Here is a 14,120-nt window from a genome sequence, read left to right on the forward strand (position 1 = left end):
CGGAAGTGAGGCTCAGTGAGAGGCGAGGGCCGGAATGATCTGCTCGCCGTAAGTGTCGATGACGCTCTCGCGGGCGTCGTGCATGGCGTACAGCGCGAACTGGTCCACGCCCAGGGCCCGCAGCGTCCGCAGCTTCTCGATGTGTGCCTCGGCGGGTCCGAGCAGACAGAAGCGGTCCACGATCTCGTCCGGTACGAACGCGGTGTCCGGGTTGCCGGTCCTGCCGTGGTGGCTGTAGTCGTACCCCTCACGCCGCTCGATGTACGCGGTGAGCGCGTCGGGGACCAGAGCGGAGTGCTCTCCGTAGCGGGCCACCAGGTCGGCGACGTGATTGCCCACCATCCCGCCGAACCAGCGGCACTGCTCACGCGCGTGCTCCAGGTCGTCACCGACGTACGCGGGCGCCGCGACGCAGATCTTGACGGAGTCCGGGTCCCGGCCCGCGTCGGACGCCGCCGTCCGCACCGCCGCGACCATCGACTCGGTGAGGAAGGGATCGGCGAGCTGGAGGATGAACCCGTCGGCCACCCTGCCCGCCAGCGCGAGCGCCTTGGGGCCGTACGCGGCCATCCAGACCGGCAGTTTTCCGTCCTCGACCCAGGGCAGCCGCAGCGGCCGACCGTCCACGTCGGCCTCACGGCCCTCGGCCAGATCCCTGATGACGCCGATCGCGTCGCCGAGTGCGGCCAGCGTGTTCGGCTTGCGCCCCGCGACCCGCATCGCCGAGTCACCGCGCCCGATACCGCAGACCGTGCGGTTGCCGTACATCTCATTGAGCGTGGCGAAGGTGGAGGCCGTGACCTCCCAGGTCCGGGTGAACGGGTTGGTGACCATGGGCCCGACGATCAGATCGGTGGTGTGCTCCAGGATGCGGCTGTAGATGACGAACGGCTCCTGCCAGAGGACGGCCGAGTCGAAGGTCCAGCCGTAGCGGAACCCGTTGCGTTCCGCCCGTCGCATCAATCCGACAACGGCCGAGGCGGGGGGATCGGTCTGCAGGACAAGTCCGAAGTCCAATGCGGGGCTCCTGGATACGAGGGCGGATTCTCCAGCACGTGGCAAGGAGCGGCCGGGGTAGGGCGGCGCGGGGGCCGGTGGCGTCCCCAGCGCGGGGAGAGGCGGCAGAGGCGTGCCGCCGGCATAGCCCAGTGCTCATACCGCCCTCTCCGGAACTCCGGTCCCGAGGCCCCTGGAGGCGCGCGCTGGTGAAGGCTCTGCGGACGCTGTCGTCGAGTGCTGCGCCCCGGGAGATCTTTCCACATCAGGCCATGCCGAACCTTGCGCGACGACGTCCACGGGCGAGTCGCGAGAGGACAATCCTGAACCGCCTGCCGGGCCTTGGGAAGACGTTCACCGAAGTCGCCTGCCGCTCTCGCCGCCGAGTATCGGACGGCAGGCCCTTCCGGGCAGGAACCCAAGGGCTGGGCGCCCCTCCCTTCGCCGCTCGTTACGGACTGGGCAAAATCTGACCGGCACACCGATGGGCCATATTGAGACACGGCAACCGCCCCTCCGTATACGAAGCGTTGCGCGTGCGAACCCGTACCGGTCGGTCCCGGGCGTCAGCGCACCGGTTTCCGCTGCACCGGCTCCGAACACGACGTGACATGCCCCAAGGCTCGACACCGCCATGCGCACCGTCAACTGTGCCTTGAAAACCATCAGTTGGCGTAGGACAGCAGGACGCTCACCGCAATCCCGGCCGCAGAGTCGCGGCTCCGGGCCGGCGCGACCACATCCGGCCAGATGTTGACACTCCTCCGCAGGGCCTGCACGTGGTCCGGCGTCAACACGGCGCCACGGCCATGGGTCCAACGGGCCACCGCGATGGGGCAACGACGCTACTTTGCTCACATGAACTCATTACCCGAACGTTCCGGAATGGATCGGCGTGCGCTGGCCGCCGCATCGGTCACCGTGGTGCTCTGGGCCTCCGCTTTTGTGTCCATTCGCGCATGCGCCGACTACTTCGAACCGGGAGCGCTCGCGCTGGGGCGGCTGCTGACGGGCTCAGTGGCCCTGGTCTGTCTGCTGGTGGCCAAACGGGGCGGGGTGCCGCCCCGGAAGGCGTGGCCCGGGATCGCGGCGTCGGGCGTCTTCTGGTTCGGCGTCTACATGGTGGTGCTCAACTGGGGCGAGCAGCTGGTGGACGCGGGAACCGCGTCCATGATCGTCAATGTGGGACCGATGGTGATCGCCCTGCTCGGCGGCTGGTTCCTGAAGGAAGGGTTTCCGCCGCTGCTGCTGGCCGGCATGGCCGTGTCGTTCGTCGGGGCGGTGGTGGTGGGCTTCTCGACCTCCGGCGGCGGATCGTCCTCGATCCTGGGTCTGGCTCTGTGCCTGCTGGCGGCCGTGGCGTACGGGTGTGGCGTGGTGTTCCAGAAGCCCGCGCTGCGGCATGCGACGCCGATGCAGGTGACGACATACGGCTGCCTGATCGGCGCCGTGGCGTGCCTGCCGTTCAGCGGCCAGCTGGTGACGGATCTGTCGAAGGCCCCGTTGTCGGCCACGCTCAACGTCGTCTACCTGGGGCTCTTCCCCACCGCGCTGGCCTTCAGCACCTGGGCGTACGCGCTGTCGCGGACCACCGCGGGGAAGATGGGCGCGACCACCTACGCGGTCCCCGCCGTGGTGATTCTCATTTCGTGGATCGCCCTTGACGAGGTGCCCGGCTGGGTCACCCTCCTCGGCGGCGCCATCTGCCTCAGTGGCGTGGCCGTATCCCGCATGCCCGGCTTCCGCCGGCGCGGCCCCGAAGAAGTCGTCGTGCCGCCCGCTCCGGCGGAGGCGCGCACCGCGGTGAAGACGCCCGATCAGCCCGTCGAGACCGGTGGAACCGACGGATCAGGCTTGTAGGGAGTGCGGGGCGGGGGGCTTGACACCCCCGCCCCGCACTTCACATGCGGCCCCCTGCGCGACGGCTCTCCGTCCGCCGCTTCACAGGATGAGCGTGGTCTCGTTCCTGCCCAGTTCGTAGCCGAACTGGATTCTGGTGTGCGCCCCCAGCTTCTGCTTCATCGCCGAGATATGCCCTTGCAGTGACCTCTCGCTGATCCCGAGCCTGCGAGCGATCTGCTTGTCCGGATATCCCGCGATCAGCAGCTTGCTGATCGACTGCCGGAGTGAAGGAATTACCTGCTCTGCCGCCATCGCGGCATGGGCCGAAACAAAAGGAAAGGGTTTCGCCCGGTCCCACGACCGTTCGAATATATCATTGAGGAATCGGACGATGGCGGGCTCCCTGATCGCCACCGCGTCCGTACGGCTTTCATTGGCGGCGACGAAAGCCACAGCACTGTCGATGATGATGATCCGGTCGTAGAACTCGGCGAGAGTGCGCACCTGGACTCCGTAGTCGGAGACCGCCCTCACGTAATTCTTGGTCGCTTCGTCGAATCGCGTGGTGTGCTGATAGAGGGTGCGCATCGCAACGCCACCCGCGATCTGTCTCCGTACCGCCTCGAGGGCGTCGTCCAGAACGGGCCCGGGGCGAGGCCCGTCCGGCTGAGCAGTCAGGATCTCCGTGCGTGCGCCGGCTATCGCCTCGTCGATAGCGGTGGCAATGGCTTCGAGACCGTAGTGGTAGGTGATGCGGGGGCCGTCCTGTGCCACTGGCGGTGCGGCCGGTACAGCGACTGGGTCGGCCGGTTCGACGGCAATGAGCCGGGAGAGAGCCTGCAGATGCTCGGCCATGAGCTGCTGCATACCCTCCGGACCATCCGGAATTTTATATTCCATTCACATTCTCCAAGTCTCCGTCTTGATGAGTCCTCTGGCGCCCGAAGGGCCTCATGACATGGACTGAATGTCTGGTTTCTCCCGCTACATGGCTTTTGAGTTGCATCAGGTTTCGGCACCGTGGAAATCTGAGCCATCTCGAAGCTTGAGTCTAAGTCAGTGAAGCGGCAACAGTGAGGAAGGGCGGTCGCAGTCATCGCCTTCACCCTCACATAAACGAGCCGGGGGCCCTTGTCCCCCTCTTTTGAGAGGCTTCACGAAATGCGGTCACACCTTTTACCCTTACGTCTCCGTACGTCACTCCAGGCAGCCCTGACGATCCGCGCCACCTCCCTGCTCATTGCCACAACCCTGGTAGGCGGCGTTTTCACCGTCTCCACAGTGGGCTTGAGCGGCACTCACCGGACAGCGGATGAAGTGAAGGTTCAGGGAGATGTTGGCTGGAATTCGAGCCCGCTTAACGCCGTCACTCCCGCGCGGTCACTCAAATGAGCCAGTCTTCCTGGTTCGTGTCGGACAAAGCAGAATCCGGTTCAGGGCCCGCCGCTCGCGTCTACTGCTTCCCGCACGCAGGGGGTAACCCGCGCTCCTTCCAGAGCTGGCAGCCCGCCCTGGCGGGCGCGGCCGAGGTCGCCGGCCTCTGCCCGCCCGGACGTGGCCGCCGCTACCGGGAGCCGGCCGTCACCGAGGTCACGGAACTCGCCGACAGAGTGGCGCAGGAGATCGCCGCCACCGCCGACCGCCCCTTCATCCTTTTCGGACACAGCCTCGGCGCTGTACTGGCCTTCGAAGTCGCCCGACGCATCGGCCACTTGTCTGATTTCCGCCATCTGGTCGCCTCCGGCTGTTCGGCCCCCGCGCTGCTGCCGACCCGGCGCGTCGTCGAGGCCGCCCGGCTGGAGGGCCGGGAGTTCACGGAGGCCGTCGGCTTTTTCGGCGGACTGCCGCCGGAGGTCATGGACGACGAGACTCTGCAGGAGCTGCTTCTGCCGCATCTGCGCACCGACTTCCGCATGGTCGCCGGGTACGCCTACCGGCCGGGTGCCCCTCTGTCCGTACCCGTCACGCTCATCAACGGCCGCGAGGACCCGCACGTCCGCGAGGCCGAACTGGGGCCCTGGGACCGGGAATGTCTGAGCGCTCCGGTCCAGCACTGGATCGACGGCGGCCACTTCTACTTCAACGACCGCCCCGGGGCCGTCACCGACATCCTGCGGTCGCTGCTGTCCGAAGCGCCTGGAATCAGGCAGTCTGTCGACGGGCACGTCGAACTCATCTGACCGTGCCGGACCGTACGACACCAGCAGCAAGAGGAACTCCTGCCGTGAACCAGCCCGTTGCCCCCACTCTCGATCCCGGTGACCAGCACGCTCGCGCCATCGCCTTCCGCCGGCTCCACGAGCGCACCGAACCCTTCGTCGTCGCCAACCCGTGGGACGCGGGAACCGCACGACTGCTGACCGGACTCGGCTTCTCCGCACTGGCCACCACCGGGGCGGGACTTGCCTACAGTCTCGGCCTGCCGGACGGCGCGAACCGGGTCGGCAGACGGGAGATCCTGGCGAACGCCGCGGAGATCGTGGCCGCGACGCATCTGCCGGTCTCCGCCGACCTGGAGAGCGGTTTCGGCGACAGCCCGCGGGACGTGGCCGAGACTTTCCGCCTCGCTGCGGCGGCGGGCCTCGTGGGTGCCTCGATCGAGGACTCCACCGGCCGCGCCGACGATCCCGTACGTCCCCTGGACGAAGCCGTGGAACGGGTGGCCGCGGCCGTCGCCGCCGCCCGGGAACTCGGCTTCCCCTTCACCGTCACCGCCCGCGCCGAGAACTTCTTCCAGGGGCGGTCCGACCTCCCGGACACCATCCGAAGGCTTCAGGCGTACGAGGCGGCGGGCGCCGATGTCCTGTACGCACCGGGCCTGCCGGACGCCGATTCGGTGCGTGCGGTGTGTGCCGCCGTCCGGCGCCCCGTCAACGTCCTGATGGGCTCACCCGCCCTGCCCTTGTCCGTGGCGGAGCTCGGCGGGCTCGGTGTCCGGCGGATCAGCGTCGGCTCGGCGATGGCCCGGACGGCGCTCGGTTCACTCGTCCGCGCGGCCGAGGAGATCCGCACCGACGGGACCTTCGGCTTCGGGGCGGAGGCCATCCCCTATCCCGAAGTCAACGCGATGATGACGCCGGCCCGACCTCCCGGTCAGGAGAGTGACTCCGCACGGTGAACGCCACATCCGTCCATCTGTCCGCCCCCCGCTACACACTCGGCGAGAACCCCGCCGACCACACCTCGATCGCGGATCTGACCGAACGCGCTGCCGAACTGCGGATACCGGCCAAGGCCTCCTTATGGGGCTGGGGAACGGTTCACCGCACCGGCAGGAGTCTTGAGGACCTGGCCGTGGAGAGCGGCCGGGCGTCGCTCTCCACGGCCGGGGCGGAGCCCGGAGACGTCGACGCCCTCGTCCTCTGTTCGACCCGGTTTCCCGGCGGCCCCCACTCCCACGGGGACTTCGTCCGGGCCGTCATGACCGGCCTCGGACTCGCTGATGCCGCTTTCACCGGCATCACCCTGAACCGCTGTACGAATCTGCTGGTCGGCCTGCGCCTGGCCCAGGCGCTGGTGTCCTCCGGGCAGCACCGCACGGTACTGGTCGTCACCACCGACCGGGTCACGGACGAGGCGGACAGGATGGAGAACTTCGCGCTCTTCAGCGACGGTTCGGCCGCCTGTCTGGTGAGCACCCGGCCGTACGGGACGGACACGTACGAGATCCTGGGCGGCTCGTCCGCCCAGGACCCGCCCTCGCTCCCCTGGTCCAACGAGATCAGCTCGGACCTGACCCGGGTTGCCAACGACCGTGTTCTCGCGCCCCTCGACCTGACCCTCAAGGACGTGGACGGCGTTCTGCATCCCAACCTGTTCAAACCGATCATCGCCCTGAAAGAGCGTCAAGCCGGTTTCAGCGCAGACCAGTTGTTCCTGGACAACATCTCCCGTGTCGGCCACTGCTTCGCAGCCGACCCTCTGATCAATCTCGTGGACCGCGCCGAGGCGGGACAACTGCGCGACGGCGGTCACTACCTTCTGGCATCAAGTGTGCCGGGCGTACGCGTCTGCGTACTCCTGCGCAAGCTGTCCGCCGCCCAGCAGCCGACGAGCGACGAACCCCCGGAGTCCTGATGAACGCGTACGCCGGATTTCCCCTCCCGGACCTGACCACCTCGCTGCCCCGCACGGACTTCCTGTTCAGTCCTGCGGCCGCCGAGGAGGCCACGGCGGTCCTCGCCACCGGGCCGGCCGGAATTTTCCGCCGGCTCCTCGACGACCAGGAGAGCGAGACGGCCCTGCTCGTCGCCCGCCGTGCGCTGCACGCCTTCCTGCCACTGCCCGGTACCGGCAGCGCCGCTGCGGCCACGGGCCCCGGTGACGGCGACCCGGGCGCGGACACGATCGCCGCCAGGGTCCGGCGGACCCGCTCCGATGTCGCACCCGTCATCGCCGGTCTGCGGGAGCGCGCGCCCCAGACGTACCGCCTGGTCCTGCGCCAGCGGGCGCCCCTGATGCTGCTCGCCAACTGCTGGCTGGACAACGTCTCGCAGACCGCCACCCAGCCCTCGGTCATCGTCAACCGCCTCTTCGGCCAGTACTTCTTCCTGCAGGGCGAAGGCACCCCCGAGCGCGGGCTGGCGGCCCAGCGGCGGCGGGCGCTCACCGAGCGCGAGGTGTATCTGCCCGAGATCGAGGCCGCGCACTTCCTGAAGGACACCGAGGCGCGCCCGCTGACCGCTCTGCATGCCTCCTTCCATCTCGCGCTCTCCCGGCTTCCCGCATCCTTCCTGCCCGAGGTGGTCGGCGTGCACTACGCCTTCAACGCCTTGGGCGTCGACGACTCGCTGCTGGGTACGGAGACTCCCTTCCTGGCCGAAGCTGAGGCACGCACGGCGCTGTCCGAGTACCTGGCCCTGACCGAGAGCTCACCGACGGGCGCACAGGACCGGCAGCGGATGGCAGCCGCGGTCGACCTGGTGCTGCGCCTGGAGCGGGAGCACATCGCGCTCCTCGGCGAGCTGGCCGACTGGCACGACGGGTTGTCGCTCGACGCCAGAGTCGGACGGATCGTCGCCCGGCACGCACCGTACGCGGGCCGCCAGCACCGCAGTGTCCGCCTCGGTGACCGGCGGCTGACGGAGTGGCTCGACGGCGAGGACGTGGATCTGGCCGCCTTCGTCGGCCAGTTCCGCGAGGCCCGCCAGATGAGACCCACGCGCGACGGCGTGTGCCGGTTCCTGCGGTCCATCAAGTTCGGCGGGCCGATGTTCGGCATCTTCGACGAACACGAGGCGGCCGTCTTCACCGAGTGGGCGCGGGCCATCGAGGCGGGTGACCCTGCGGACCTCGACTTCCGTCCGAACACCGCGGGCGACGGCCCGGCCCGTGCCTGGGCCGGGGTGCTGCACAGCAGTGACCCGGCCGATGCGGTCCTCGCGCCCGCCCCGTCCGGGCTGGACGACCGGCAGCTGTTCCACCGCGTGGTCAATGCCGAGCGGTTCCCGCACATCCTGGGCACTGCCCGGGAGGTGGCCGAGGCCAACCTCGCCGAGGCCGAGCTGCTGTTCACGCACGGTTCGGGCGGAGTCCTCACGGACGCCGAGTACTTCGACTACACGCCCGAGGCGCTCATGGCACGGGTCGACGCGGTCTACTGGGACAAGCTGGTGGACCCGTACCAGCCACTCACGGAGATTCCCGACCGCGAGACCGTGATCTTCGAGCAGACCACCTTCGCGCTCGGCAGCCTGGTCGACGGCACCTGGGCCCAGCGCATCGGCGGTCTCGGCCGCAACCACCGGCAGAGCGACCACATGCTGTTCTCCATCTACGCCGACGAGATGGGCCGCGGCGACATCGGCAAGAACCACATCACGCTCATCCACCAGGTGCTGGCGAGCATGGACATCCACCTGCCGCACATCCGCCAGGAGGAGTTCCTGGAGCAGGGCGATCTGCCGGACGGGCTCTACGGATTCTCCATCCACCAGGTGTGCCTGTCGCTCTTCCCCGACTCCCTCTACAACGAGATCCTCGGCTACAACCTGGGCATCGAGATGTTCGGCCTCGGCGCGATGCGGCTGCACGAGATACAGAAACTGCGCCGTCACCACCTCGACGCCGGCTATGAGCAGGCCCACCTGTCGATCGACAACTTCTCCGCCGGACACGCCCGCCAGTCGGCCGACATCATCGTCTCCTACCTCGACGACGTCCGGCGCAACTCCGGTGAGGAAGCGGTCCAGAGGGAGTGGCGCCGGATCTGGCGTGGCTACGCCTCCTTCGCGTACTTCGTCGAACACAAGCTGGTCGACCGGGTGCGCGCCGGGCAGCAGCCCGCCGATGACGACGCCGGACTGCTCATCTGACGCCTGCCGCACTGTCCGCTACCCGCGATCCTCCCCCGCACGGAGAGCACCCTTGCCACTCACCAGCGCTTTCGATCAGGAAATACTCGCCCTCCCCTTCTACGACGACGGTCACCGCCGGCTGGCGGACGCCATCGGCACCTGGTGCGACGACCGCGCGCCCCAGTGGAAGGACGTCCGCAAGGAGGACCCGGAGGAGGCCGGACGGCGGCTGGTGCGCATGCTCGGCGATGACGGCTGGCTCGCCTTCCTCGACCCGTCCGCGTCCGGCGGCCACCCCGGCGACTTCCGGGCCATCGGCCTGATGCGCGAGGCGCTCGCCTACGCGGAGGATCTGGCCGACTTCGCCTTCTCCATCCAGTCCCTCGCCGCCACACCGATCATCAGGTACGGCAGCGAGGAACAGAAGGAGCGGTATCTGCCGCGACTGGCCGACGGCTCGCTGATCGGAGCGTTCGCGGTCTCCGAGCTGGAGGCGGGATCGGACGTCGCATCGGTCGGGCTGCGGGCCGAACGGGACGTGGACGGCGGTTACGTCCTGAACGGGCAGAAGGCGTGGATCGCCAATGCCGGAATCGCGGATCTGTACGTCGTCGTCGCGCGCACCGGTGAGGGGCCGGGTCCACTCGGACTCAGCGCCTTCCTGATCACCCCGGCCGGCACTCCCGGGGTGCGTGCCCATGAGCGCCTGGACGCCGTCGCACCGCGTGCGTTCGCGCATCTCTCCTTCGAGAACTGCCGGGTGCCCCGGGAAGCCGTACTGGGCAAGCCCGGCAAGGGCTTCATCATCGCCATGGATCTGCTGGAGCGGTTCCGGATGACGGTCGGCGCCGCGGCGCTCGGCTTCGCCCGGAGGGCCGCCGACACCGCGCTGGCCCATGCGCGCACCCGGCGGATCGGCAACGGGAAGCTGATCGACCTCCAGCTGCCCAGGGCGTCACTGGCCGACATGGACGTCCGGCTCAACGCGGCGGCGCTGCTGGTGGCGCGGGCGGGCTGGGAGGCCGACCACGGCAGCAGACGCTTCGCCCGGCACTCGAGCATCGCCAAGCTGTACGCGACCGAGGAGGCCCAGCACGTCGTCGACTCCGCGGTGCAGTTGCTGGGGGCCGCGGGTGTCGTCGCTGACAGCGTCACCGAGCGTCTCTACCGGCAGATCCGTTCCCTGCGCATATACGAGGGGACCTCCGAGGTCATGCGGCTGACGATCGCGGGCACCATCGACACCCGGCGCGCCGGACTTCCCGCCCGCTATCTCTGACACCCCATCCGGCCGACCGGCCCCGCCACACCGCACACCGAGCACCCGGCAAGGAGCACCTCCGGTGAACAACCCGATCGAAGCAGTCAGGCTGGCAGACCCGTACCCCGGCTACGCCGAACTGGTGGCCGAGCGCCCCTTCGCGTTCGACCCGGCTGTGGGCGCCTGGGTCGCGGCGGACGCCGCGGCCGTGCGTGCCGTACTGGGCTCCGCTGCCCTGCGGGTCCGTCCGGTGGCCGACCCGGTACCGGCCGGGATCGTCGGTACGGCGGCCGGTGACGTTTTCGGAGATCTGGTGCGGATGACCGACGGCGGCCTCCAGCAGCGGCTGAAGGGGGTGGTCGCTGCGGCACTGAGCAGCGCCGACACCGCGTACGCCGCCCGGCTGGCCGCCGAGCAGACGAGGGCAGCTCTGAAGGACGGGGGCGAAGTCCCCTTCGAGGAGCTGATGTTCGCCGTACCCGCCCGGGTGGTGGCGGCGCTGTGCGGGCTTGACGCCGACGGGTCGGCGGAGGCCGCCCGGCTGACCGGTGACTTCGTCCAGTGCATCCCCGCGCTGGCCACGCCGGAGCAGCAGCGGGTGGCCGCGCTCGCGGCGGCCGGGCTCCGGACACTGCTGGGTCCCGGTATCGACCGGCCGGATCCTGCGGGGAACGGGCTGCTCGCCGCGCTCGTACGGGCGGCCCGGGACGCCGCCTGGAGCCGGACCGCTCCGCTGCTGGCCAACGCGGTGGGGTTCCTGTCCCAGACGTACGACGCCACGGCCGGGCTGATCGGAAACACACTGCTGGCGCAGGCCAGGGGCGAGGAGCTTCCGAAGACGCCGGCCGCGACGGAGGCCTTCGTGCAGGAGGTGTCCCGGCACGACGCGCCGATCCAGAACACCCGCCGCTTCGCCGCCGAGCCGTTCCGGCACGGCACTGCCGAGGTGGCGCCGGGTGAGCAGGTGCTCGTGCTGCTCGCGGCCGCCAACCGGGACCCGGCGGTCAACCCCGATCCGCACACCTTCAGGACCGACCGCACGGCGCCCGTGGTCTTCACCTTCGGAGCGGCCGCCCACCGATGTCCCGGACAGCGTCTGGCGGTGTCGGTGGCCGGGGCGGTCACCGAGACCCTGCTGGACTGCGGGGTGGACCCGGCAGGGCTGCTGTCACAGACCGGCTCGGTGACGTACCGGCCACTGGCCAACGCCCGGATCCCGGTGCTGTAGCGGGCAGCCGCCCCTCAGCTGTTCCGCCATGAGCACAGCCGTGGCTGCCCCCTGCCCTGTTTCAGTGAACTTATGGCGCAAAGTCAGCAGTTGACCCTTGAACAAGGGAATGAAACCTATGTCGGACAAGCTGCATCTCTGGATGCGGGCCGAGTCCCGGCCCAGCGAGCGCCGCGCACCCCTCGTACCCGAGGACGCAGCGCTCCTGGTGAGCCAGGGCATCCAGGTCACCGTGGAGGAGTCGGCCCAGCGGGCCTTCGCCCTCGACGACTACATCAGCGCGGGCTGCCATACGGCGCCGCCGGGGGCCTGGGACGAGGCACCCGCGGAGGCGCACATCCTGGGCCTGAAGGAACTCCCGTCGGACTGCGCTTCGTTGACTCACCGTCACATCTACTTCGGGCACGCCTACAAGGGGCAGTCGGGTGCCTGCGAGCTGCTCGGCAGGTTCACGGCCGGCGGCGGCACACTCCTCGACCTGGAGTACCTGACCGCCGACACCGGCCAACGGCTGGCGGCCTTCGGCTACTGGGCGGGCTACGTCGGCGCGGCACTGGCCGTACTGCACCGGCGCCGGCGCCTTGAGACCCCACTGCGCCCGACCGATCTGGGCACGCTGGACGCCCTGCTGACGGAGCCGGGCACGACCGGCAGCGCGCTGGTCGTCGGCGCACTCGGACGCAGCGGCCGCGGCGCGTGCGACGCCCTGGAGCGGGCCGGCTTCACACCGACCCGGTGGGACATGGCGGAGACCGCGGACCTGGACCGCGCAGCCCTGCTCGACCACGACATCCTCGTCAACACCGTCCTGATGTCGCGCCCCGCGCCGCCGTTCCTGACCGGCCAGGACCTCGACGGACCGCGCCGCCTCTCCCTGGTGGCCGACGTCACGTGCGACGTGACATCGGCATGCAACGTCCTGCCGGTCTACACCGAACTCACCGACTGGGAAAGGCCGGTACGCCGCCTGCGGGACGGCGACCGGCCGGCCGACCTCGTCGCCATCGACAATCTGCCGTCGCTGCTTCCGGTGGAGGCCAGCCGCGCCTTCTCGGCGGAACTGCGGCCCCTGCTGGCCGGTCTGAGCGGCGCCGACCCGGTCTGGGCGCGCTGCCGCGACGCCTTCGCGACCGCCGTCGCCGGGACCGGGAAGAGCGACGACAGCGCCCCCCACGAAGGCAAGGAGTACACCAATGCCCGCTGACCCGATTCCCACCTCACCGGCTGCCCCGGCCCTGGTGCCCGCCAGTGGCACCGTCCACTGGATCGGCACCGGTCTCTCGACCGGTCGCCGCGGCCTCGCGCTGCTGTGCGAGCAGGCCGACCGTGTCGTGCTCTGGGACCGTACCGCCGAGCGTGCCGCCGAGCGGCTCACCGCTCTGGAGCTCACCGGCCGGGCGGAGGTACGGGCGCTGACCGATGGGGCCCTGGAGGCCGGCGTGGCCGCCGGGGACGTGGTCGTGTCCATGCTGCCCGCGACCGAACATCCGCGACTGCTGCGCCTGGCCGTCGACCGGCGAGCGCACTTCGCGTGCACCAGCTATGTCTCCGAGGAGATCGCCACGCTGGCCAAGGACGCCGCCGCGGCGGGTGTCGTGGTGCTGGCCGAGGCCGGACTCGACCCGGGCATCGACCACCTGATGGCCCATCTGCTGGTCGAGAGGGCCCGCGAGGCGATCGGAGACACGGCCGACGCGGTCGACTTCACGTCCTACTGCGGTGGCATCCCGGCCGTTCCCAATGAGTTCCGGTACCGCTTCAGCTGGGCGCCGTACGGTGTGCTCGCCGCTCTCGGATCAGCCGCGCGTCATGTCGCCGGCGGCGTGGAGACCACCGTCCCCCGCCCGTGGGAGGCCACCGCCGTCCACCGCCTGGGCAGCGAGGATTTCGAGGTCTACCCCAACCGCGACAGCGTGCCCTTCGTGGACCAGTACGGCATCCCCGAGGGCTGGCGGTTGCGCACCTTCGTCCGGGGCACCCTGCGCAACGCGGGCTGGCGCGAAGCCTGGGAGCCGGTCTTCCGTGTGGTGAGCGCCGGTGACCAGGCACAGATCCGGCTGCTCGCCGAGGAACTGGCCGAGCGTCATCCGACCACCGAGTCCGACCGCGACCGGGTGGTGCTCTCCGTCGCGCTGGATGTGCGCGCACCGGACGGGAAGCGCTGGCAGGGCTCGTACCTGATGGACCTCACCGGTGACGACTCGGGGAGCGCGATGGCCCTCGCCGTGTCGCTGCCGGTCGCCCACGGCATCACCCGGCTGCTGGCGGATGCGCTGCCGGCCGGCCTGAACCGCCCCGGCCGGTCGCACGAGGAGGCCGTTCACTGGATGGCCTTCCTGGACCGCAACGGCCTGCGCGGCACTTTCAGCGACACAGTTCCGGGAGGAGCCGGCGCATGACCACGCCGGAACAGCCCGGCCGCTGTGCGACCCCCCACGCCTCACGTGCCATCCCCATTGGCACCACTCCGCCGGTCACGACGAGCACGCCTTGAAGG

The 14,120-nt window shown here is 69.6% G+C and carries 11 protein-coding genes; 9 read left to right on the top strand and 2 right to left on the bottom strand.

The annotated features are described in order from the left end of the window. Positions 1-12: 12 nt before the first annotated feature. On the bottom strand, positions 13-1,017 hold the full coding sequence (locus OG584_RS04880) for a TIGR03842 family LLM class F420-dependent oxidoreductase (protein ID WP_405775341.1): 1,005 nt from the start codon (positions 1,015-1,017) through the stop codon (positions 13-15). Positions 1,018-1,854: 837 nt separating this feature from the next. Here OG584_RS04880 and OG584_RS04885 point away from each other — a divergent pair. Next, positions 1,855-2,856, top strand: coding sequence for a DMT family transporter (locus OG584_RS04885; protein WP_405775343.1), 1,002 nt, complete (start codon positions 1,855-1,857; stop codon positions 2,854-2,856). An 81-nt stretch (positions 2,857-2,937) separates the two neighbouring features. On the opposite strand, the gene OG584_RS04890 is transcribed toward OG584_RS04885, so the two are convergent. After that, positions 2,938-3,693, bottom strand: coding sequence for a LuxR C-terminal-related transcriptional regulator (locus tag OG584_RS04890; RefSeq protein ID WP_405775345.1), 756 nt, complete (start codon positions 3,691-3,693; stop codon positions 2,938-2,940). 533 nt (positions 3,694-4,226) lie between these two features. On the opposite strand from OG584_RS04890, the gene OG584_RS04895 reads away from it, so the two are divergent. The 8 genes from OG584_RS04895 (at position 4,227) to OG584_RS04930 (ending at position 14,022) form a co-directional block, all read left to right on the top strand. Then, complete coding sequence (locus OG584_RS04895; RefSeq protein WP_405775347.1) at positions 4,227-5,018, top strand: thioesterase II family protein; 792 nt, start codon at positions 4,227-4,229, stop codon at positions 5,016-5,018. Between the two features lie 44 nt (positions 5,019-5,062). After that, positions 5,063-5,956, top strand: coding sequence for an isocitrate lyase/phosphoenolpyruvate mutase family protein (locus OG584_RS04900; RefSeq protein ID WP_405775349.1), 894 nt, complete (start codon positions 5,063-5,065; stop codon positions 5,954-5,956). After that, the gene (locus OG584_RS04905; RefSeq protein ID WP_405775351.1) at positions 5,953-6,915 is read left to right on the top strand and encodes a 3-oxoacyl-ACP synthase; all 963 of its coding nucleotides are present in this window, start codon (positions 5,953-5,955) and stop codon (positions 6,913-6,915) included. The genes OG584_RS04900 and OG584_RS04905 overlap by 4 nt, the downstream gene beginning before the upstream one ends. Then, positions 6,915-9,152, top strand: a complete 2,238-nt coding sequence (locus OG584_RS04910) for an iron-containing redox enzyme family protein (protein ID WP_405775353.1) — start codon at positions 6,915-6,917, stop codon at positions 9,150-9,152. The genes OG584_RS04905 and OG584_RS04910 overlap by 1 nt, the downstream gene beginning before the upstream one ends. Positions 9,153-9,204: 52 nt before the next feature. Next, a complete protein-coding gene (locus tag OG584_RS04915) occupies positions 9,205-10,413 on the top strand; it encodes an acyl-CoA dehydrogenase family protein (protein WP_405775355.1) in 1,209 nt (402 codons plus the stop codon). Between the two features lie 64 nt (positions 10,414-10,477). After that, complete coding sequence (locus OG584_RS04920; protein WP_405775357.1) at positions 10,478-11,623, top strand: cytochrome P450; 1,146 nt, start codon at positions 10,478-10,480, stop codon at positions 11,621-11,623. A gap of 118 nt (positions 11,624-11,741) precedes the next feature. Next, positions 11,742-12,827 carry a saccharopine dehydrogenase gene (locus OG584_RS04925; RefSeq protein ID WP_405775359.1) on the top strand — a complete coding sequence of 362 codons (1,086 nt, stop codon included), beginning with the start codon at positions 11,742-11,744 and terminating at the stop codon, positions 12,825-12,827. Further along, entirely contained in the window at positions 12,817-14,022 is a 1,206-nt protein-coding gene (locus tag OG584_RS04930) for a saccharopine dehydrogenase family protein (RefSeq protein ID WP_405775361.1), read from the top strand. The genes OG584_RS04925 and OG584_RS04930 overlap by 11 nt, the downstream gene beginning before the upstream one ends. Positions 14,023-14,120: the final 98 nt, after the last annotated feature.

The organism is Streptomyces sp. NBC_00859 (genome assembly GCF_045161865.1).
Lineage (GTDB): Bacteria > Actinomycetota > Actinomycetes > Streptomycetales > Streptomycetaceae > Streptomyces.

Coding starts and splice junctions, on each gene's coding strand:
- OG584_RS04885 (WP_405775343.1), top strand. CDS start 1,855: ATGAACTCATTACCCGAACGTTCCGGAATGGATCGGCGTGCGCTGGCC.
- OG584_RS04890 (WP_405775345.1), bottom strand. CDS start 3,693: ATGGCCGAGCATCTGCAGGCTCTCTCCCGGCTCATTGCCGTCGAACCG.
- OG584_RS04895 (WP_405775347.1), top strand. CDS start 4,227: ATGAGCCAGTCTTCCTGGTTCGTGTCGGACAAAGCAGAATCCGGTTCA.
- OG584_RS04910 (WP_405775353.1), top strand. CDS start 6,915: ATGAACGCGTACGCCGGATTTCCCCTCCCGGACCTGACCACCTCGCTG.
- OG584_RS04925 (WP_405775359.1), top strand. CDS start 11,742: ATGTCGGACAAGCTGCATCTCTGGATGCGGGCCGAGTCCCGGCCCAGC.
- OG584_RS04930 (WP_405775361.1), top strand. CDS start 12,817: ATGCCCGCTGACCCGATTCCCACCTCACCGGCTGCCCCGGCCCTGGTG.